Genomic DNA, 21,703 nt, shown 5'->3' with positions numbered 1-21,703 from the left:
CCCGGGGTCGCGGTGTGCCCCCGTCCTGTCACCATCATGCAACATTAATCATCATGTGTGCAGCCAGCGGCTTGTCGGCCCGCATTGCAGTGCTATGCAGGTCACGGGATTGGGAACTACGCCAATATGTTTGCTGTGAATGCCCGGGTCGCAGGGCATCGTATACTTCTGTTTTACTGTGCGCTCGGCATTGCGTGCGCAGCGCTGTTCGCCCCGGGTCTGGCTCAGGCTCAGTCCGGCTCGCGAACGCTCACCGATATCCAGCTGGTCGCAGAGAGCGATACGCAGGCGATTTTCCGCCTCAGATTCGCGCCCGAAGTTGCGGCAGCGCAGAATACGGGTTCCGCTGGCGAGGCGGTCATCCGACTGGCGGACACGCGCCGCGCGCAGACCGCTTCGATCAATCGCAACCTGACGGGCTTTGTTCGCTCGGTCGTTTTCGAACAGGATGCCGACGCTCTGGTCGTCACTTTCCGCAGCCGCGGCCCAGCCATCGTCGAGACGCAGACCAGCGGGCAGATCAACATGCTGGTCACCATCCGACGGCCTCAACCGGGTGAGAGAATCGCCATTCGCGGCGGTTCTGGTTCGGCCGGTTTCGATGGCAGCCGGGACGGCGATCTGCCGGAATTCTACGATCCGCCTGCCGGCGAGGATGATTTCGCGCTGATCGAGCTGAAATATGCCGATGTCAGTGAAGTGGTCGGTCTTATCGCCGATGGCGCCAGCGTCCGCCCGAACGATGCTTTTATCCGGTCGGAGCCGGGCTTCGGATCGCCGGGTACCAATGGCACCAATTTCGGCAATGTCGTCCGTCCGCAGGAAGAAGAAGAGCTGCCGCTGGGTGAAAAAGTCAATTCAGGTCTCGCGATCGATCGCCGACTGAACGCAATCTGGGTCGAAGGCTCGCCGCAGCGCATCGCGCGGGTCCGCCGGATGATTCAGTTGATCGATCGCCCGGTCGACAGCGTAATCCTCGAAACCCAGTTCGTCGAGCTGACCGAAACAGGGGCCAAGAACGTCGGCTTCGATTTCACCGATGGCAATGGCCGGGTCGGATTCGGGACGGTCCAGTCGGGCCAGTTCCTCGATTTCCAGTTCGATCCGCAGGCCATTGTGGAATCCTTCAGCCTGCAGGCAGCGGTTTATGCGCAAGTGCAGAAGGGGGAGGGCCGGATCGTTTCCTCGCCGCGCATCGCCGCGCAAAGCGGATCGACCGCGAAAATCACTACTGGCGATGCACTGCCGATCCTGACATCGATCCAGCTGTCAGGGGTCAATGGTGTTTCGCAGCAGGTCCAATATGTGAACGTCGGCGTGACTTTGCAGATCGCGCCGCGCTCCAACAGCGACGGATTTGTCAATTCCAAGATCTATGCGGTGGTATCCAGCGTGACAGGCTTCTCGCAGGGCTTCCCGACCATCAGCCAGCGCGAAGCGGAAACCAGCGCTTCGGTGCGCGACGGCGAAACCTTCGTGATCGGCGGGCTGACGCAGGAAGCGCGGCTCATTTCGAAGAGCAAGGTGCCGATCCTGGGCGATATTCCGCTGATCGGCGAACTATTCAAGCGCGAGAATTCAAGCGAAAGCAACACCGAGCTGTACATCATCATCACCCCGCACATCATCCGGCATGGCGACACGGAGCGGATGCGCGCCTTGCTCAGGCGCGAGGCGAATAGCGAACTGCCCGTTATTGAAGAACCGCAAGAGTAAATGCTGCTTGTCGGGCCTGTCCAAAGTAATAAAAGAACAAGTCCGTTGCATTCGTGTCACTCCATTGTGGTTAAATCGCGCTTACCAAAAAATAGTTTCGTGGCGCGCTTGACCGCCCCCTGCGGCAGCGTAGTGTTCGGCCCACGGGGAGTCGGGCTGGGATCGCAAGCCAAGTCGCATCCGGGCGCAAGTCAGGAGCGGTAGGGAGCCGGCATTCTACTTTTCGGGATTGAAAATCTGTTTGGAGAGAACTTGATGAAAATCACCAAAGGCAAGGTCGTTCTGGCCGCCGGTGTTGGTCTTGCAGCTGTGGCAGCTGTACCGGCCGTAGCCACCCACGCATGGAACAACTATCACTGGGAGCGCACAGGCGCCGAGGTGACCGTACCGGTCATCGACAACACCACCGGAATCTGGGCTCAGCGCAATCACACGCAGCTGGCGGTCAACGACTGGAACCAGTCGACCGTGATCCAGGCACCGTATTCGCGCGGCAATGCCGATCCTTCCTGTGCCGCTGTCGCCGGACAGATCCATGTCTGCAACGACAACTATGGCAACACCGGCTGGCTCGGGATTGCCAGCATCAGCGTCGGCCGTGGCCGTGACTCGCACATCACGGCGGGCATCACCAAGCTGAACGACTTCTACTTCGATCAGGCGCAGTACAACAACGACACCTGGCGCCAGCTCGTGACTTGTCAGGAAATCGGTCACGATTATGGCCTCGGCCACCAGAACGAAGACTTCAGCACCGACCTGACCACTTCGTGCATGGAATACACCAGCCAACCGGCCGGTAACGAAAGCCCCGATGCGCACGATTATGAAATGCTGCTCGACATCTACGCCCACAGCGATGGCGGCGGCAGCGGCGGCCCTGGTGGCGGCAAGGGCAAGCCGAAGAAGTTCGACGCGGGTAACTCACCGTCTGACTGGGGCCGTGCGGTCGCATTCGACGCGAAGGGGCGTCCGAATGTCTACCAGCGCGTTCAGGGCAACGAGATTATCGTAACCCACGTAACCTGGGCCATCGGTGAAGGACCGAGCCACGGCGATCATCACTAGGACTAGCTGTGATTCCGTGACGAGGGAGGGTCCGGTTCGCGCCGGGCCCTTTTTCTTTGTCTTTCGCGCGGCAGCAAGAGTGGTTACCGCACCGGCCTGTTGCATTATCCATCGTCATGAAGCCTGCCTGTTCGCGCGGGATTAGCCTTTCTATCGTCCTAATGCCTGCCGCAGGACCAATCTGCCGGGGAAGGACATTTCATGACAAGACATACCATTCACCATCGCGCATGGGTTGCGGCGATTCCGCTCGCCATGCTCGCAGGAGGGACAGCGATCGCGAACCATTCGTGGGGCACCTATGCGTGGTCACAGGACGCGACCAATCCGATAACGGTTCCGATCGTCGACAACACCAGTTCTACCTGGACGAGCTATGTCGACACCGCTGTAACAGACTGGAACCGGTCAGCAGTCATCCAGGCAACTTTGGAGCGAGGCAACAACTCGTCCTGCAACATGGTCACGGGCACGATCCAGGTGTGCAACTCGGATTACGGCGCCAACGGGTGGCTCGGCCTTGCCAGCATCGCGCTGTCGAACGGCAAGATCATCGCCGGCACAACCAAGCTGAACGACAATTATTTCAATCGCGATGCCTACAACACCTACAGCTGGCGCCAGCTCGTCACATGTCAGGAAATCGGCCATGATTACGGTCTCGCGCACCAGAACGAAAACTTCAGCACCGACGAAACCACATCCTGCATGGAATACACCAGTCGGCCAGCGGACAACGAACATCCCGACCAGCATGACTACGACCAGCTCCTGTCGATCTACAGCGGCGGAGGCGGAGGCGATACCGGTGGTGGCGGTAAAGGAGGCAAGGGCGGCGGCAACGGAGGCGGCAACGGAGGCGGCAAGGGCGGAGGGAAAGGCAAGAATCGCCTCAGCCTGCCCGATGTCGGCAACACGCCCGCCAGCTGGGGCCGCGCGGTCGAATATTTGCCCAACGGAAAGCCGCATAAGTTCGAGAAGACCGTCAACGGCATCAAGTTTGTCACCCATGTGACCTGGGCCCCTGACGAAGGCGACGGTCACGCCCACGATCACTGATCGGATCAATCTGCCAAGGCTGAGGGGGGGCAGGCGGCGTCCGGTCCCCCCGGCTTTCCGCTTTCCGGCTTTAACCCAATCTTGAAGCGGAATTGCTATCCGTCCCGACGCTGCAGACAGAGGCTTCGAGACGACCGATGAAAGCGTTCAAGATTATTGCCGGTGCTTTTGCCGGCCTATGGCTGATCACAGTCGTGCTGATCGGCGCCGGCGGAACCTGGCTGACCAACAACACCGATGTGGTTGCCGAAGCGGCAGTCGAGGCGTCGGGCATCAAGGAACAGGTCGCCAAGGCGGAGGCCGAACGCTGCCGTGCGGCGGAGGAGCAATTCAGCATGGCGTGGAACCGCGCTGTCGATTCCAACCGGCTGGACCAGATGGAAGATTCGCTGCGCCAGATGGAAAGCCAGGTAAAGGCGATGTGCGCCGGGCTGTAAGCCGCTGGTGTAAGCGCTAGTCGACCATCGCTATCTTCAAACTGAGACAAGACCAGCACTTGCTTTTCGATCACGTCACGCCTAACTGACCCACATCACGACATCGTCGGGACACTGAAGCGCTGGCGCCTCCGGGGGCCGGCACCAAGAAGCTTTGTCTTGCACGTCGAACCGAACGGAGACCGAATGGCTGATATTGCGCGCCTGACTGAAGAGATCGAACCCGAAGCAAAAGCACTCGGTTTCGAACTCGTGCGCGTGAAGATGATGCCGTCCGAAGCCGGAGACGGCGGCATGGCGCTGCAGATCATGGCGGAGGATCCGGCAACGGGCCAGTTGGTGATCGAACAATGCGCCGCCTTGAGCCGCCGTGTGTCCGACCGGATTGATGCGCTCGAAGAACAGGGCGAAGTTTTGATCAGCGGGGCATATCACCTCGAAGTCAGTTCACCCGGAATCGATCGGCCGCTCACCCGTACGAAGGATTTTGCCGACTGGTCGGGACACGAGGCGAAGATTTCGCTCAGCGAGAAAGTCCATGGCCACCGCAATCTGCGCGGCACGCTGAAGGGCATAGATGATGACGGTCTGGTGACTGTCGATGATAATAAGGCGGGCGAGGTATCTTTCCCGCACAATCTGATCCATGCGGCCAAGCTCGTTCTGACCGACGAGCTGATCGCTGCGACAAAACCGCTCGACACCGCCGGTGCCGAAGACATTGTAGAAGACGAAGAAGAGAAGGCTGACGACTGATGGCCAGTGCAATTTCCGCCAACAAGGCAGAGCTGCTCGCGATTGCAAACGCAGTTGCCACCGAAAAGATGATCGACAAGTCGATCGTCATCGAGGCGATGGAAGAAGCGATCCAGAAAAGTGCGCGCAACCGTTACGGGTCTGAAAACGACATCCGGGCAAAGCTCGATCCGGTCACCGGCGATTTGAGCCTGTGGCGCGTGGTCGAAGTGGTCGAGGAAGTCGAAGATTACTTCAAGCAGGTTGACCTCAAGGCGGCGCAGAAGTTGCAGGATGGCGCCAAGGTTGGCGATTTCATCGTCGATCCGCTTCCCCCGGTCGATCTGGGCCGCATCGATGCGCAGAGCGCCAAGCAAGTGATCTTCCAGAAGGTCCGCGATGCCGAGCGTGAGCGCCAGTACGAAGAGTTCAAGGACCGCGCCAACGAAGTCATCACCGGGGTGATCAAGTCGGTCGAATTCGGCCATGTGATCGTCAATCTCGGCCGGGCCGAAGGCGTCATCCGCCGCGACCAGCAGATCCCGCGCGAAGCCGCCCGTGTCGGCGAGCGCGTGCGTGCGATCATCACCAAGGTCGAACGCAACAACCGCGGTCCGCAGATTTTCCTCAGCCGCGCCCACCCTGACTTCATGAAGAAGCTGTTCGCGCAGGAAGTACCTGAAATCTACGACGGCATTATCGAGATCAAGGCCGCCGCGCGTGATCCGGGGAGCCGCGCCAAGATCGGCGTGATCAGCCATGACAGCAGCATCGATCCGGTCGGCGCCTGCGTCGGCATGAAGGGCAGCCGTGTCCAGGCCGTGGTGCAGGAACTGCAGGGCGAGAAGATCGACATTATTCCGTGGAGCGAGGACACCGCCACTTTCGTGGTCAACGCGCTCCAGCCCGCCACCGTGGCCCGGGTGGTGCTCGACGAAGATGAAAGCCGCATCGAAGTCGTGGTGCCAGACGACCAGCTGTCGCTCGCAATCGGCCGCCGCGGCCAGAACGTGCGCCTCGCCAGCCAGCTGACCGGTCATCAGATCGACATCATGACCGAGGAAGAGGCGAGCGAGAAGCGGTCGAAGGAATTCGCTGAACGCTCGAAGATGTTCGAGGAAGAACTCGACGTCGACGAAACCCTGTCGCAGCTGCTGGTGGCCGAAGGCTTCACCGAGCTGGAAGAAGTCGCTTACGTCGCGCTCGAAGAGGTCGCGACCATCGAAGGCTTCGACGAAGAGCTGGCCGAGGAACTCCAGAGCCGTGCGATCGAAGCGCTCGACCGCCAGGCAGCAGCCGCGCGTGCCGAACGTCGCGAGCTGGGTGTCGAAGATGCTCTCGCTGAGATCCCGCACCTGACCGAGCAAATGCTCGTGACGCTGGGCAAGGGCGGCATCAAGACGCTGGATGATCTGGCTGATCTGGCGACCGACGAACTGATCCAGAAGAAGCGCGAAGCGCCGCGCCGCCGGAACAATCCCGATGGTCCGCCGATGCGCCGTCCCTCGATCCGCGAACAGGACAAGGGCGGCGTGCTGGGCGAATATGGTCTGAGCGAAGAGCAGGGCAACGAAATCATCATGGCGGCCCGCGCGCACTGGTTCGAAGACGAGGAACCGCAAGCGGCTCCAGCGAGCTCGAAAGACGAAGACGAAGACGAAGACAAGGCGGCCCCGGCAACGGATGCGCCGACCGAGTCCGACACACAGGAGGCCGCCGATGCGGACTCCACCCAATGAGCGCGTAAGTTCCGATATCACTGACACGCCGCAGGTGCGGGGGCGTAAAGCTTCCGCACCCGGCAAGTCTTGTGCCGAACGCCGCTGCATCCTTGCCGGAGAGAGCGCGTCGCGCGATGCGCTGATCCGTCTGGCTATCTCGCCTGCCGGCGATGTGTTGCCCGATGTCATGGCCAAGGCACCTGGCCGCGGCGCATGGATAGGGGTGACGCGGGCAGAACTGGAAACTGCGATTACGGCCGGCAAGCTCAAGGGCGCTTTGGCTCGTGCGTTCAAAGGCGCGCCGCTGTCTGTGCCGGATGATCTGCCGCAGCGGGCCGAAGATGCGCTGCGCAAGACATTGCTTGACCGGTTGGGCCTCGAAATGCGCAGCGGAACGCTTATCTTGGGTTCCGACCGGATTGGCGAACAGGCACGGCTGGGACGCATATCGTTGCTGCTGCACGCCGCCGATGCGCGCGAGGACGGGCGCAAGAAACTCGATCAGGCATGGCGCGTGGGGCGCGATGCTGAGGGAAGCGGTGAGCGGGGAACCACCTTGCCACTGGACCGGGCGGCTCTGTCTGTGGCATTGGGCCGCGACAATGTCGTCCATCTGGGCGTGAGCGGCTGCGGAGCGGCCGGACGGATCACTTCGATCCTCACGCGCCTGCAGCGCTATATCGGGGTAGACGACCCCGCTGAAACAGCCAGTGCGGAGGCTCCGGCCGCCGCGCATGACGACGAATGAATGTTTGAAGGATAAAGTGAGCTTTATGAGCGACGAAGACAAAAAACCGGCACGCAAACCGCTTGGGATCAAGCGGTCGCTCGATGGCGGCGAAGTCAAACAGACCTTCAGCCACGGCCGCACCAACAAGGTTGCGGTCGAGGTCAAGCGCAAGCGCGTGCTCGTAAAGCCCGGCGAGACACCGCCCCCGCCGCCGCCTCCGCCCCCGCCGCCTCCGCCGCCCGCTCCGGCACCGGTCGAAGCCAAGAAGCCGGCTGCCAAGAAGGCACCTCCGGGCGAGACGCCGCAGGAGAAGGTCGCGCGCATGCAGCGCGAAGCGGAAGAAGATCGCCTGCGCGTCGCGGAAGAAGCGCGCAAGCGCGAAGACAAACAAGCCAAGGAAGCGGTCAAGACCGAGAAGCAGCGGCAGGAAGAAAACCGCAAGGCAGAGCTTGAAGCAGAAAAGCAGGCAGTCGAAGAGGCGAAAGCCGCCGACGCCGCTCCTGCGGCTGAACCTGCCTCTGAATCGGGCGCTGAAACCGGTGCCGATGCTGATGCTGCTGTGGCGGAAGCGGCACCAGAGGCTGCACCGGCAGCCCCCGGCAAGACCGCCCCGGCGGCGCGCAAGTTTACTCCGGTCGCTCGTCCCGAGCCGAAGAAGCCGGCCAAGAAGAAAGAAGAGAAGCGTCCCACACCTGCGGAGCGCAAGGACAAGCGCCGGGCCGGCAAGCTGACGGTCACGAAGGCTCTGAACGAGGACGAAGGCCGCCGCGCCATGTCGCTCGCCAAGCTCAAGCGTGCGCGCGAGAAAGAACGGCGCATGAAAGGCGGCGGTTCGTCCGCTCCGCGTGAAAAGCAGGTTCGCGACGTGATCGTGCCCGAGGCCATCACGGTTGGCGAGCTTGCCAAGCGGATGGGTGAAAAGGGTGCCGATCTGGTCAAGGAACTGTTCAACCTCGACATGATGGTCACGGTCAATCAGACGATCGACCAGGACACTGCGGAATTGCTGGTCGAACAGTTCGGCCACAATATCCAGAAGGTGTCCGAGGCCGACGTCGATATCGATACGGCCGAAGACAAGGATCCCGAAGAAACGCTGATGCCGCGGCCTCCGGTGGTGACCATCATGGGTCACGTCGATCACGGCAAGACATCGCTGCTCGACGCATTGCGCGGAACGCGCGTCACCAAGGGTGAAGCCGGCGGCATCACTCAGCATATCGGCAGCTACCAGGTCGAAACCAAGCCTGCGAAAAAGGGCGAGAAGGGTCAGAAAATTACCTTCCTCGATACGCCGGGCCACGCCGCGTTTACGGAAATGCGCCAGCGCGGTGCCAATGTGACCGATATCGTGGTGCTGGTTGTGGCGGCGGATGACGGCATCATGCCGCAGACGATCGAAGCCATCAAACACACGAAGGCGGCGGGCGTCCCGATGATCGTCGCGATCAACAAGATGGACAAGCCAGAGGCCAACCCGCAAAAAGTGCGCGAGCGCCTGCTCGAACATGAAGTCATCGTTGAAGCGATGTCGGGTGATGTGCAGGATGTCGAAGTTTCGGCCACCAAGGGCACCGGGCTTGACGATCTGCTCGAAAAGATCGTGCTGCAGGCGGAACTGCTCGAGCTCAAGGCTCGACCAGACCGCATGGCAGAAGCGACAGTGATCGAAGCGCAGCTCGACAAGGGCCGCGGCCCCGTCGCGACGGTGTTGATCACGCGCGGTACGCTCAAGCGCGGCGACACGTTTGTCGTCGGTACGCAAAGCGGCAAGGTGCGCGCCATCGTCAACGATGCGGGTCAGCAGATCAAGGAAGCAGGGCCATCGATGCCGGTCGAGGTCCTTGGCCTCGGCGGGGTTCCGGGCGCCGGTGATCAGATGACCGTGGTCGAGAACGAACAGCGCGCCCGCGAAGTGGCGCAGTATCGTCAGGAAAAGGCGACGGCAACGCGCACCGCGCTTGCTCCGACCAATTTCGATACGATGTTCAACAACCTCCAGTCGAATCTGGTCGAATTCCCCGTGCTGGTGAAGGCGGATGTGCAGGGTTCGGTCCAGGCGATCACCACCGCGCTGCACAATCTGGGCAATGATCTGATCAAGGTCCGGGTGCTGCATGCCGGGGTTGGTGCGATTACCGAAAGCGACGTGACTCTGGCGGCTGCATCGAATGCGCCGATCATCGGCTTCAACGTGCGTCCGAACCCGAAGGCACGCGAATTGGTCAAGCGCGACGGCGTGGAGATGAAGTATTACGACGTCATCTATCACCTGACCGAAGAAATCGCGAAAGAGATGGCTGGCGAGCTAGGTCCGGAGCGGATCGAGCATGTCGTTGGGCGAGCAGCGGTCAAGGAAGTCTTCAAGTCCGGCAAGAAGGACAAGGCGGCAGGTCTGCTGGTCGAAGAAGGCGTCATTCGCAAAGGGCTGTTTGCCCGTCTCACCCGGGACGATGTTATCGTCTCTGCCACCACCATCGCTTCGCTGCGACGCTTCAAGGACGATGTGGACGAAGTCCGCGCCGGTCTCGAATGCGGCGTGGTCCTCGCTGATACGAACGACATTCAGGCTGGCGACCAGCTCGAAGTCTTCGAAGTCGAGGAGCGTGAACGGACGCTCTGATAGCATGTGGCTCCTGACCCGGTCGGCGGGGGTGGAGGGCGTTCGCCCTTCATTTGGCGGGTTCGAGTCCCGCTAATGGAACCGCCATAACCGGGGGCACTACGCATGACCGACATGTTCGACCGATCACAGGTCTGGCCACATGCCAAGCTGATGGGGGCCGAGGCCGTCGCGTTCGACGAGGCGACGCAGACCATCACCATGCGCTTTTCCGCGCCGCCTGAATTCATCACCCCGCGCGGCAGCGTGCAGGGCGGGCTGGTTGCGGGCTTTCTGGACGAGGCGATGGGCTGGGCCTACACCCGCGCGACCGGTGGGACGCATTCTCCGCTGATGCTCGACCTCAACATCTCGCTGCTGAAGCCGGTGCCCGAAGGCCCGCTGATGGCAAAGGGCAGGGTGGTAAAATCGGGCCGCCGCGTATTGTTCCTCGAAGCCGAGCTGATGCTGGAGGACGGCACCGTCGTCGCCCGCTCGACCTCGACCGCGATCCCGACGGAAAATCCCGGCATAACCGGCTGATGACCCGCTATCTCGCCCTGCTCGGCAGCATCAATGTCGGCGGTCACCGCATAAGAATGGCAGACTTGAAAGCCGCGATGGAGTGTGCCGGGTTCGCCAATGTGACGACAATCGGCGCGAGCGGGAATGTGATCTTCAACAGCGATGAAACGGCCGCAGACGCGCTACCGCAACGCATCGCCACGCTGATCGCCGACACATTCGATATCAAGACCTTCGCCATTGTCCGCACGCAGGCTGAGCTTCGCCAGTCATTGTCGGAATGCCCGTTCCACGGCGCGGGGGAGGACAAGCTCGTTCATGTGATGTTTCTCGATACGCAGCCTTCGCCCGGGCAGTTCGCGCAGCTTGAAACGGACCATGAAGGGAGAGGACCGGAAAAGCTGGCTCGCGGCACCCGCACGCTCCACATCGATTACGTCGATGGCGTCGCGGCCAGTAAGCTGACCAAACAATTCATCGAGCGCCGCCTCGGTTGCCGCGGCACCGCGCGCAACGTAAACTCGCTCAGGACTCTAATCGGGAAATTCGACTGATGGCCCGCCAGCAATTCACCACTGAACAACAATCCGTCCGCGTCCTCAAGGTGGGCGAGCGGGTGCGGCATATCCTGTCAGAGCTGCTCGCACGGCAGGAAGTGCATGATGAAACCGTCTCGGCGGCCAATATCAGTGTGACGGAGGTCCGCATGAGCCCCGACCTGCGCAATGCGACTGCCTATGTGAAACCGCTGCTCGGCAAGAGCGAAGACGAGGTCATCAAGGCCTTGCAGCAAAACACTGCCTTCCTGCAAAAGGAAGTGGCCAAGCGGCTCGGCCTGAAGTTCGCCCCGAAGCTGAGATTCCGCCCTGACGAAAGCTTCGATGAAGCCGACCGGATAGAAGCCCTGCTGCGCGACCCGAAAGTTGCCCGCGACCTCGAAGACGAAGACTGAAGCGCACTGCCGATCCTTCTGATAGGCTTGTCCCGCGAAACACGAGGGGAGAGCCATGGAAAGCGAGCGAATTGCCTTTGACGCGCCGGTCGAAGGCGTTGCACGGATCACGCTGACGCGGCCCAGCAAGGCCAATGCGCAGGACAAGGAAATGCTTTACGCGATCGACGCTGCGCTGACCCGCGCGGCGCAGGATGACGCCGTTCGCTGCATTGTGCTGGCCGCAGAGGGCGCACATTTTTCTTCCGGCCACGATCTGCGTGATGACAGCAATCTGGCGGGCTTTCCTGCGGTCACCCAATGGGGCGGCTTCGACGGTGATGGGCAGGAAGGCCAGCTTGCTGCCGAACACGAGATGTATCTCGGCCTGTGCCTGCGCTGGCGCAACCTGCCCAAGCCGGTGGTGGTGCAGGTGCAGGGACTGTGCATGGCGGGCGGGCTGATGCTGGTCTGGCCGTTCGATATCGTAATCGCCAGCAAGGATGCGCTGTTCTCCGATCCGACCGTGGCGTTTGGCGTCAACGGGGTCGAATATTTTGCCCATGTGTGGGAGCTCGGCAGCCGCAAGGCGCGCGAATTGCTTTACACCGGGTGCGACCTGACGGCGGAGGAATGCAGGGAGCTGGGCATGGTCAATCATGTCGTGCCGCGGGCCGAGCTCGAGGCGTTTACGCTCGCCATGGCGCAGCGGATTGCCAAACGTCCGCTGATCGGGCTGCGGCTGGCAAAGCTCGCCTGCAACCAGAGCCTTGATGCGCAGGGTCAGACGAATCTGCTGCAATCGGCGATGGGCTGGCAGCAAGTCGGCCATGCCAACGCGCGGTTGCGGCATGGCCAGCCGATCGATCCGGCTGGCGCGCCGCTTATCCGGGGCGAACGCCAGCCGAAAGATTGACCTACTGAGCGGTGACCCCGGCGCCCGGCAGCGCATAGCTGACCGGTGCATCGGGCCCAAGCGGAATGCCGAGATAGAACCACACCACGATCAGCAGGACGCCGGAAATCAGCAGCCACACCGAATAGGGCAGCATCATCGCGGTCAGGCTGCCAAGCCCGAAATCCTTCTGCCAACGCTGCGCGAAGACCAGGATCAGGGGGAAATAGACCATCAGCGGCGTGATGATGTTGGTAGCGCTGTCGCCCACGCGGTATGCCGCCGTTGCGCCTTCCGGACTGACCCCGAGCAGCATGAGCATCGGCACCAGGATCGGGGCGAGCAAGGCCCATTTTGCGCTCGCCGACCCGACGAACAGGTTGAGCAGGGCCGCGAACAGCACCATCAATCCCAACACCAGCGGCAACGGCAGGCCGGTCGACTGGATCGCATCGGCCCCATGCACCGCTGATATCAGGCCAAGGTTGGACCAGCCGAACATCGCCACGAAATGGGCCGCTGCGAAGGCCAGCACGAGGTAATAGCCCATGTCCTTCATCGACTCGGCCATCATATTGACCAGGTCGCGGTGGTTCTTGATCGCACCTGTAGCGCTGCCATAGGCCCAGCCGCAGGCGAGGAAGAGCAGGAAGAAGCCTGCGACCAGCGAACGGTAAAGCGGGCTCAACTGGGTGTGGATCGAACAATCGGCGGCGGGCACATTGGCGCAGGCCCCCTCGTCGATCAGCGGCGTGCCGGGTGCGAAAACCATAACCAGCCACAGCGCGACAATCCCGAGCGCTGCGAGACCGGCGTTGCGCAAGCCCTTGCTCGCCTTCGGTCCGGCTTCCTCGGTCGGATCGGGGCTAAGGCCGTCGGCACTGTCTGCGCCCGCTGAAGTGCCGCCGGTCCATGCACCGAGGCGCGGCTCGATAATCTTGTCGGTCACATACCAGATGATCGGGAGGTACAGCAGCGTCATCGCGCTGATGAAGTACCAGTTGCCGGCAATGTTCGCGGTCCACGCCGGATCGAGCGCGCTCGCCCCGACTGCTTCCTCTGTTATCCCGAACAGAAGCGCATCGAGCTGGCCCGGCGAAATGTTGGCGGAAAACCCGCCTGAAACCCCGGCGAAGGCTGCAGCAATGCCCGCCAGAGGGTGACGCCCTGCCGCAGCGAAAAGAATGCCCGCGAGAGGTATGAGCACCACGTAACCTGCGTCAGCCGCATGGTTGCCGAGCATGGCAACCAGCGCGACGACCGGTGTGAGAAGGGAGGTTGGGGCGCTTTTGACTGCCTTGGCCATGCCGGCCGCGAAAAAGCCGGAGCGTTCAGCAACACCTGCGCCGAGCATGACCACCAGCACATATCCCAGGGGATGAAAGTGCGTGAAGGTTGCGGGCATTTCGACCCACAGGCGCTGGATATTCTCCGGACTGAGCAGGCTGACCGCGTCGATCTGCAATGCGCCGCCGGTCGCTTCGTCGATCTCCGTCGGATGCAGCGCGGAAACACCCGTCAGCGCTGCGATAATCGAAACAACCACCAGCGCGATGATCAGGTAGAAGAAAATGAAGACCGGATCGGGCAGTTTGTTGCCGGTTCGCTCGACCCAGCCGAGAATGCCCTTCTGTCCCGGCGCTGCCGCTGCTGCTTCTGCCACTTCAATTTCCCCTGCCAGTGCTTTGCGTTTGCGAGGCGCTAGCATTGCGAATCACGCCTGTCGCCCCGCTTAACGCTGTGATTGTTGAAGACTCGGCGTGAAACCTCGCGCTCTGCCCAAGGCGCGGCTAGCTTCGGTGCATGGCCAAGCTCTATTTCTACTACGCCAGCATGAATGCGGGCAAATCGACCACCTTGCTGCAGGCGGATTTCAATTACCGCGAACGAGGCATGTCGACCATGCTGTGGACCGCTGCGCTGGACGACCGTTCCGGAGGAAAGCCGATTGCCAGCCGCATCGGGCTGGAAGCGGGCGCGCATCTGTTCGAAGGCGAAACGGATATGTGGGCAAGGGTGATGGCGGCGCACAGGGCGGAACCGGTCCACTGCGTGCTGATCGACGAAGCCCAGTTTCTGACCAGGGAGCAGGTGTGGCAATGCGCGCGTCTGGCGGACGAGGCGGGTATTCCGGTTCTGTGTTACGGTCTGCGGACGGACTTCCAGGGTGAACTGTTCCCCGGATCGGCAGCGCTGCTGGGAATCGCGGATTCGCTTACAGAGCTTAAGGCAATCTGCCACTGCGGCCGCAAATCGAGCATGAATTTGCGGGTCGATGCCAGCGGCGCCGCGGTGAAGCAGGGCGCGCAGACCGAAATCGGTGGCAACGACCGCTATCTGGCGCTGTGCCGCAAGCATTTTTCCGAGGCTATGGCGGTATAGGGTGCCGGACCCTATCTACAGCGCATGACCGACGGCATTCTGCTCGCCCTGATTGTGATCCCCTGTCTGGTGATCGCGATCGTGTTTCATGAAGTTGCGCATGGCCTTGTTGCCAATATGCTCGGCGATCCGACCGCGAAAATGCGCGGGCGGCTGACGTTCAACCCGATCAAGCATGTCGACCCGATCGGGACGCTGGTGGTGCCGGGCGCTCTGTGGCTGATGGGCGGCCCGATTTTCGGCTGGGCCAAGCCGGTGCCGGTGATGAAGAACCGGCTCAACAACCCGCGTTACGGCATGATGGCTGTGGCTGCTGCCGGGCCGGGGATGAACCTGCTCTTGGCGCTGGTGGGTGCGGTGCTGTTGGGTCTGATGGCGCCCGGCATATCGGTCGAGAACTTCTCCGAACCGGGTGTTCTGGTCGAGGGCCTGTTCTATTTTATCCTGATCAACCTGTTCCTCGCCATCTTCAACCTGCTACCGATCCCGCCATTCGATGGCGGTCATATCGTTGAGGGGCTGCTGCCGCCGTCGCTGTCGCGGCATTGGGGCAAATTGCAGCAGTATGGCATGTTCCTGTTGATCGCGCTCATTGCTGCAAGCTGGGCATTCCCGCAGTGGAACATTATCGGCAACACCATCGGCCCGCCGGTCGAGTGGATGTTGGAGAGGTATCTCGGTATTGCGCAGGCGATTTCCGGGAGCGGTGCTAGCTAGAGCGGGCGAACCACGCGTCGATTTTGGCGGCGGCATCGGCTGGCAGATGCAGACCAAGCTTGCTGCGCCGCCAGAGAACATCCTCGGCCGTGCGGGCGAATTCGGCCTCGCGCAGGTAGCGCAGCTCGGCTTCGAACAGGCCGGGTGCGATTTCGGCGCCCGGGTCGGCCGGGTCGTCAAACGCACCGACGACTTTTGCCATTCGTGAGCCGTAAGCCCGCGCCATCCGGTAAATCGTATCCTGCGACCATGTCTCGTAGCTCCAGGCGAAATTGGCTGCGAGTTCTTCCCCGTCTTCGATATGCGGGCCAAGATCGCCGCCCGGCAACACCGCATCGCCGGTCCACGCCTTCCCGCCCAGGCCTCCGAGTTTCTCCAGCGCGTGTTCGGCCAGCTTGCGGAAGGTGGTGATCTTGCCGCCGAACACCGACAGGATCGGCGCGCCGCCCTGGTCGTCGAGCTCGAACACATAGTCGCGGGTGACGGTCGAGTTGCTGGCCGATTTGTCGTCATAGAGCGGGCGAACCCCGGCATAGGACCAGATGGCCTGTTCGGGTGACACATCGGCGCGCAGATATTCGTTGATCGCATCGCAGATGTAGCGGCCTTCCTCGTCCGATATGTCGATCTTGTCCGGATCGCCGGTGAACAGCACGTCGGTCGTGCCGACCAGTGTGAAATCGTGTTCATAGGGAATAGCGAAGACGATCCGCCCGTCGCCGTTCTGGAAGATATAGCAGCGGTCGTGCTCGTAAAGTTTCGGGAACACCAGGTGGCTTCCCTTGACCAGACGCAGGTTCTGGTGCCGTTCGGCCGGGATCGCCTTGCCGAGCACTGCATCGACCCATGGTCCGGCGGCATTGACCACCTTGCTGGCGGAGACTTCGCTCGCTGCACCGGATGCATCGCGCAATTGCGCTGTCCAGTGGTCGGCATGGCGTTCCAGCCCGACGCATTCGGTGCGCGTGCGGATATCCGCGCCTCTTTCTTGTGCATCCAGAGCATTGAGCACCACCAGCCGCGCATCCTCGACCCAGCAGTCGGAATATTCGTAGCCAGTGGTCAACCGGTCTTCCAGCACATCGGCATGTGGCGGCTGGCGCAAATCGACCGTCTTTGTTGGCGGCAGGAGTTTGCGGCCCCCGATGTAGTCATACAGATAGAGGCCGAGCCGCAGCATCCATTTCGGGCGCAGCCCTGCATCATGCGGCAGAACGAAGCGCAAGGGCCAGATGATATGCGGGGCGAGCCGCAGCAAGCGTTCACGTTCGATCAGGCTCTCGCGCACCAGCCGGAATTCATAATGCTCAAGATAACGCAGGCCGCCATGAACCAGCTTGGTCGATGCGGACGAGGTGTGGCTGGCCAGATCATCCTTCTCCACCAGCAGCACCTTTGCGCCGCGCCCGGCCGAATCGCGGGCGATGCCTGCGCCGTTGATGCCGCCGCCGATCACGAGAAGGTCGTAGCTGTCGGTCATGCGTCGCTCTCAAGGTGATAGATCAGGCAGGTGTCGGGAAAAGTCTGTGGCAATTGCATTCCGAAGTCCATCAGTGCCGAGCCGGCAAAGGACGCTGGCTCTGTCCGCAAACTCTCCGGCCAGACGCAGGTCAGGCGATAGCGCCGCGCCGGATCCAGCCCGGCAAAGCGGATTTTCGGCGGATGCGTGGCGGGATGCTGGTCGAGTACGGCGATCTGAAAGAGCGCCTCGCTGCGATTCCCCGACACCGTGCCCATGCCGCTGAGATGGTCGGGCACCGCCAGCCGGTGATAGGCCCCGGCATGGATCAGTGCGCGATAGCGCTTGTGCAACGCGATAGCCTTTGCCAGCACGGCCCGGTCCGTCTCGGTCTCGCTCGCGAGGTCGAGCTCCATGCCCATATGGCCGAACACCGCCGTGCCCGCACGGAACGCCATATCGAACCGCCGTCCGGTGATGTGGCACCGCTTCGGCCCGACATGGTTGCCGAGCACCGACAGGGGCAGGAACTGCGCTGCACCGCGCATGATCGCATATCGCTGGCGCGCATCGTTGTTATCGCTCGTCCAGACCCGATGCGTCCGTGCGAGGATTCCGTAGTCGGCCCGCGCGCCGCCGCTTGAACAGCTTTCGATCTGGAGCTTCGGATGCGCGCTGCGGAGCCGGTCGATCAGATCGAAGAGCGCGCAAACCTGACGGTGCATTGCTGGCCGCCCGTCCGCACCGCCAGGGTGCTGGATATCGCGGTTCATATCCCACTTGATGTAGCCGATGCCGAGCTCGCTCACGAGGCTGTCGATCCGCTCAAACAGGTAATCACGGACTTCGCGGCGCGTGAGGTCGAGCGGTAGCTGGTGGCGCGAAGGAATCGGCTCCAACCCGTCAGCCTGCAGGATCCAGTCCGGATGGGCGCGGTAGAGGTCGCTGTCGGGATTGACCATTTCAGGCTCGAACCACAAGCCAAACTCCATGCCGAGGCTGCGGACGTGATCGGCCAGCGGCCCAAGCCCGCCCGGATAGACATCAGCGGAGACAAACCAGTCGCCCAGGCCGGCACGGTCGTTGCGCCGGGCGCCGAACCAGCCATCATCGAGCACGAAACGTTCCGCACCTACGCTGGCGGCATGGTCAGCCAGCGCGAGCAGCTTTTCCGGCGAATGGTCGAAATAGACCGCTTCCCAGGTGTTGTAATGAACCGGCCGCGGGCCAGCGGGCTGGGGCGAGATTGCACTGACGAAGCGGTGCAGCCGCCGGGTAATTTCGCCATAGCCGGTATCGGACCAGCACGCGTTAACTGTCGGGGAAGAATACTCCTGACCCGGTTCAAGCATGATCTCGCCCGGGAGCAGCAATTCGCCCGCCTGCACAGAGACGCTGCCATCCGGGAGACTGTCGGCGCGCAACCGGCTGTTGCCGCTCCATGCGAGATGCAATGCGCAGGCCGGTCCGTGGTCTTCCCCCGTCGTCGGCGTGCCGAGATACAGGCCTGGAAAACAGTCGTGACTGGTGCGCCCCGCGCGGCTTTCACGGACGAAAGAACCGCGCGCGAGGTCGTGTTGCTCGATCTGGAATTCATTCGCCCACTTGCCAGTGAAGCTGGCCACCCGGCGTATCCGCTCATCGATCGGAAGGCAGACGGCTGCGCACCAATCCAGTGCCACGCGGCGCGCCCCGTCGTTGATCACGCTGGTGGCAAATGATGCTACCCCGCTTGCCGGGTCGATCTGTACCGAATGGTCGAAGCGCAGCCCGCTTGCAGCGTCTCGGGTGACAATGGTTGCGCTGCGTTTGGCGGTCACTGTTGCCTGGACCACACGCGGATCGAGCGCCCAGTGCTCGCCATCGCTGTGCGCGAGCAATCCGGGCGGCGAGGGATGCCCCGTGCCAACGGCGTTCAGCCATGACGCATCGACCGGTTCTTCCGGCCCACCCGGTGCGTGCTGGCGGTGGGAAAGCTGCTCCAGCTCTTCGGCCCGGACCGAGGGCAATGCCGGACCGGCGTACAGCACGCTCAGCCGCGAGCCATGCCTGCCGCGCATGACAATCATCGCGCCCCCGGCTTCAAGGATCACCAAGCCATGGTCACTTTCGTCAGAAGTTTGTGTTTGCCCGCGGGTCATTGCACAGCGCCTCTATCGGATTTCGCAGCCGCCCGCTATCGCGCGGTTAGGGAAGGGAAAATTTGCCGATGGGAAGCTTAGTACAGATCCTGGTGTTTGCCGCGCTGATGGCATTGCTGGCGCTGATGACGTGGCGCAAGGTCGCTGCGGCGCGCGCGGCGAGCCATGCCTCGGCGGACAAGGAGATATTCCTCGCCGGTGGGGGGCTCAGCTGGATCTTCGTCGCGGGCGCGATCACGCTGACCAACCTCTCGACAGATCAGCTGGTGGGCATGAACGGCAACCAGATGCTGTTGCTCGCCTGGTGGGAACTGGCAGGCTTCATCGGCCTGCTGCTGCTCGCCTTCGTCTTCGTCCCGATTTACTATCGCAACAATTGCACCACGATCACCCAGTTGCTTGAGCAGCGCTATAAGGGCGGCAGCATCCGCACGGTCATCTCCGGGCTTTTCCTGCTTGGCAATTTTCTCATCTACCTGCCCGCAGTGATCTATTCCGGCGCGCTGTTCATGCAGACATTGTTCGGGGTCGAAGCTTCGATCACGGCGGTTGCGGCAGTGTTTGCGGTGGTTGGTGCAGCCTATGCCATTCTCGGCGGACTGCGCGCGGTTGCGGTGCTCGACACTTATGCGGGAGTCGGCATTCTCGCGCTGGCGCTGGTGGTGGTGTTCCTTGCGATGCAGGCGGTCGGGTGGGATATCACCACCGGTGTGCCGGAAGAACGGCTGACGATGATCGGTTCGCTCGACAGCCCGATCCCGCTCCACACGCTGTTTACCGGGATGCTGTTCATCCAGATATTCTACTGGTCGACCAACCAGAACATCACGCAGAAAGCGCTTGCGGCCCCGAATGTGAAAGAAGCGCAGAAAGGCGTGATCGCTGCGGCGATTATTCGCGTGCTGATCGTGCCGCCCATCGTGGTGATCCCCGGTATCGTCGCGTTCAAGCTGTTCGGCGACGTGGACGACCGTGCTTATGCGATGGTCGTCGGTGAAGTGCTGCCCGACTGGACCAGCGGCATGTTCGCCGCGATGATTGCGGCGGCGGTGCTGACGACCTATTCCGCAGTGATGAACGCTACGATCACTCTGTGGTCAGTCGATTTCCACCGCCGCTTCATCAATCCGCAGGTCGATGTGAAAATCCTCAACCGGGTGGTCGGTATTCTCGCCATGCTGGTCTCTATCGCGCTCGTTCCGCTCTACGCCGGGGCGGAGAGCATCATCAACCTGCTGCAGGAACTGAACGGCCTTCTGTCCATGCCGATTCTGTCCGCCTTCATCGCCGCGCTGCTGTTCCGCAACATGGACGCGCGCGCGGCGGTTGCAGGCCTTGCGTGGGGCTTCGGCACCTATGCGCTGCACACCTTCTATCTCTACGTCCCGGACAATTTCGGCGGCGAGACATGGTACGCGACCATCGGCCTGCCGTGGGTGCATTATATCGACGTGATGGTGTTCGTGCTGTTCAGCTCGGTGCTGGTCGCGCTGCTGACCAACCTTGTGGTCTTCGGCAACCGCGCGCAACTCGTGTTCGGGAACGCTGGCCGGCAGCCTGACGGGGTATGACCAAACATCCCGCACTGAATGGCTGGCTGATCCTCGATAAACCGCGCGGCCTTGGCTCGACGCAGGCGGTCGCGGCGGTGAAGCGCAATTTGCGCGAAGGCGGCTATGCCCCAACCAAAAAAGACATGCCCAAGGTCGGGCATGGCGGTACGCTCGACCCGGAAGCCGAGGGGGTGCTGCCGATCGCGCTGGGCGAAGCGACCAAACTTGCCGGGCGGATGCTCGATGCGAGCAAGATCTATGACTTCACCGTGCAATTCGGCGAAGAGACCGACACGCTCGACGCGGCCGGTGAAGTGGTCGAGCGTTCCGGCCGTCGCCCGCCGATGGCGGCCATCGCGGCAGTGCTTGCGACGTTCACCGGCGAAATCGAGCAGGTGCCGCCCGCCTACTCCGCGCTGAAGGTGGACGGCAGGCGAGCCTACGACCGCGCAAGGGCGGGGGAAGAGATCGAACTCAAGACCCGCCGCGTAACGATACATTCGCTGTCCTTTGCCGGGGAGCGGGAGGATCCCGGCCTGACGTCTACTTTCCAGACGACCGCCGGCAGGCCGGACCCTTACGATGCTTCGATTCCGCTCGAACTTGCCGATGCGGTGACCCTGACTGCGCATGTTTCCAAAGGCACCTACATCCGCTCCCTTGCACGGGATATCGCGCGCGCCCTTGGAACGGTCGGTCACGTCACCTATTTAAGGCGAACCAAGGCTGGCCCGTTCCGCCAGGAACAGGCGATTTCGCTGGACAATCTCAACGAAATCGGTAAGGGCGCGCCACTTCAAGACCTCCTCCTGCCGCTCGAGGCGGGGCTGGACGACATCCCGGCCCTAACTCTCGATCCGGAAAGCGCGCAGGCGGTCCGCCAGGGCCGGGTCGTTTCCGGGTTGCCCCACACCGACGGGCTTTACTTCGCGAAGCTGGAAAACATTCCGGTTGCGCTGGTGGAACTCAACGGTGGTGCGATGAAAGTCGTGCGGGGCTTCAACCTTTCCGATGTCGCTGAGTAAAAGTGAG

19 protein-coding genes are annotated in these 21,703 nt (G+C 62.0%); 16 read left to right on the top strand and 3 right to left on the bottom strand.

The window, feature by feature from the left end:
* Nucleotides 1-126 precede the first annotated feature (126 nt).
* From E0502_RS03495 to E0502_RS03435, 12 genes are all read left to right on the top strand, one after another.
* Nucleotides 127-1,716, top strand: a complete 1,590-nt coding sequence (locus tag E0502_RS03495) for a type II secretion system protein GspD (RefSeq protein WP_137676561.1) — start codon at nt 127-129, stop codon at nt 1,714-1,716.
* 255 nt (nt 1,717-1,971) lie between these two features.
* Nucleotides 1,972-2,784, top strand: a complete 813-nt coding sequence (locus E0502_RS03490; protein ID WP_137676560.1) for a hypothetical protein — start codon at nt 1,972-1,974, stop codon at nt 2,782-2,784.
* A 201-nt stretch (nt 2,785-2,985) separates the two neighbouring features.
* Nucleotides 2,986-3,843, top strand: a complete 858-nt coding sequence (locus tag E0502_RS15160) for a hypothetical protein (protein ID WP_192895910.1) — start codon at nt 2,986-2,988, stop codon at nt 3,841-3,843.
* A 137-nt stretch (nt 3,844-3,980) separates the two neighbouring features.
* The gene (locus tag E0502_RS03475; RefSeq protein WP_137676558.1) at nt 3,981-4,280 is read left to right on the top strand and encodes a hypothetical protein; all 300 of its coding nucleotides are present in this window, start codon (nt 3,981-3,983) and stop codon (nt 4,278-4,280) included.
* A gap of 186 nt (nt 4,281-4,466) precedes the next feature.
* Nucleotides 4,467-5,036, top strand: a complete 570-nt coding sequence (gene rimP / locus E0502_RS03470; RefSeq protein ID WP_137676557.1) for a ribosome maturation protein RimP — start codon at nt 4,467-4,469, stop codon at nt 5,034-5,036.
* Entirely contained in the window at nt 5,036-6,754 is a 1,719-nt protein-coding gene (gene nusA / locus E0502_RS03465; RefSeq protein WP_137676556.1) for a transcription termination factor NusA, read from the top strand. Before rimP ends, nusA begins: the two co-directional genes overlap by 1 nt.
* Complete coding sequence (locus E0502_RS03460) at nt 6,735-7,484, top strand: DUF448 domain-containing protein (RefSeq protein ID WP_137676555.1); 750 nt, start codon at nt 6,735-6,737, stop codon at nt 7,482-7,484. The genes nusA and E0502_RS03460 overlap by 20 nt, the downstream gene beginning before the upstream one ends.
* 25 nt (nt 7,485-7,509) lie before the next feature.
* Complete coding sequence (gene infB, locus E0502_RS03455) at nt 7,510-10,089, top strand: translation initiation factor IF-2 (RefSeq protein ID WP_192895909.1); 2,580 nt, start codon at nt 7,510-7,512, stop codon at nt 10,087-10,089.
* Nucleotides 10,090-10,194: 105 nt separating this feature from the next.
* Nucleotides 10,195-10,611 (top strand): PaaI family thioesterase, encoded by a 417-nt coding sequence (locus E0502_RS03450; RefSeq protein WP_240048841.1) that lies wholly within the window; start codon nt 10,195-10,197, stop codon nt 10,609-10,611.
* Nucleotides 10,611-11,147, top strand: a complete 537-nt coding sequence (locus tag E0502_RS03445; protein WP_137676553.1) for a DUF1697 domain-containing protein — start codon at nt 10,611-10,613, stop codon at nt 11,145-11,147. Before E0502_RS03450 ends, E0502_RS03445 begins: the two co-directional genes overlap by 1 nt.
* On the top strand, nt 11,147-11,545 hold the full coding sequence (rbfA, locus tag E0502_RS03440) for a 30S ribosome-binding factor RbfA (protein WP_137676552.1): 399 nt from the start codon (nt 11,147-11,149) through the stop codon (nt 11,543-11,545). The genes E0502_RS03445 and rbfA overlap by 1 nt, the downstream gene beginning before the upstream one ends.
* Before the next feature lie 55 nt (nt 11,546-11,600).
* Nucleotides 11,601-12,440 (top strand): enoyl-CoA hydratase, encoded by an 840-nt coding sequence (locus E0502_RS03435; RefSeq protein WP_137676551.1) that lies wholly within the window; start codon nt 11,601-11,603, stop codon nt 12,438-12,440.
* A 1-nt stretch (nt 12,441) separates the two neighbouring features.
* Here E0502_RS03435 and E0502_RS03430 read toward each other — a convergent pair whose 3' ends face one another.
* Entirely contained in the window at nt 12,442-14,127 is a 1,686-nt protein-coding gene (locus E0502_RS03430) for an AbgT family transporter (protein ID WP_137676550.1), read from the bottom strand.
* Nucleotides 14,128-14,222: 95 nt separating this feature from the next.
* On the opposite strand from E0502_RS03430, the gene E0502_RS03425 reads away from it, so the two are divergent.
* Both E0502_RS03425 and E0502_RS03420 read left to right on the top strand, forming a co-directional pair.
* The gene (locus E0502_RS03425) at nt 14,223-14,801 is read left to right on the top strand and encodes a thymidine kinase (protein ID WP_137676549.1); all 579 of its coding nucleotides are present in this window, start codon (nt 14,223-14,225) and stop codon (nt 14,799-14,801) included.
* A 24-nt stretch (nt 14,802-14,825) separates the two neighbouring features.
* On the top strand, nt 14,826-15,518 hold the full coding sequence (locus E0502_RS03420) for a site-2 protease family protein (RefSeq protein ID WP_137676548.1): 693 nt from the start codon (nt 14,826-14,828) through the stop codon (nt 15,516-15,518).
* Here E0502_RS03420 and glpD read toward each other — a convergent pair.
* Nucleotides 15,511-16,998 carry a glycerol-3-phosphate dehydrogenase gene (gene glpD / locus E0502_RS03415; protein WP_137676547.1) on the bottom strand — a complete coding sequence of 496 codons (1,488 nt, stop codon included), beginning with the start codon at nt 16,996-16,998 and terminating at the stop codon, nt 15,511-15,513. The two genes, E0502_RS03420 and glpD, sit on opposite strands and share 8 nt — an antisense overlap.
* Entirely contained in the window at nt 16,995-19,118 is a 2,124-nt protein-coding gene (locus E0502_RS03410; protein ID WP_137676546.1) for an alpha-galactosidase, read from the bottom strand. The genes glpD and E0502_RS03410 overlap by 4 nt, the downstream gene beginning before the upstream one ends.
* Nucleotides 19,119-19,186: 68 nt before the next feature.
* Between E0502_RS03410 and E0502_RS03405 the strand changes: the two genes are divergently transcribed.
* On the top strand, nt 19,187-20,689 hold the full coding sequence (locus tag E0502_RS03405) for a sodium:solute symporter family transporter (RefSeq protein ID WP_137676545.1): 1,503 nt from the start codon (nt 19,187-19,189) through the stop codon (nt 20,687-20,689).
* Nucleotides 20,686-21,696, top strand: coding sequence for a tRNA pseudouridine(55) synthase TruB (truB, locus tag E0502_RS03400; RefSeq protein WP_137676544.1), 1,011 nt, complete (start codon nt 20,686-20,688; stop codon nt 21,694-21,696). The genes E0502_RS03405 and truB overlap by 4 nt, the downstream gene beginning before the upstream one ends.
* Nucleotides 21,697-21,703 lie beyond the last annotated feature (7 nt).

Origin of the sequence: Parerythrobacter lutipelagi (assembly GCF_005434975.1) — a bacterium.
Taxonomy (GTDB): Bacteria; Pseudomonadota; Alphaproteobacteria; order Sphingomonadales; family Sphingomonadaceae; genus Parerythrobacter_A; species Parerythrobacter_A lutipelagi.
Note: the sequence above shows the minus strand (reverse complement) of the source record. Positions and strands in the feature narration are given on the sequence as shown.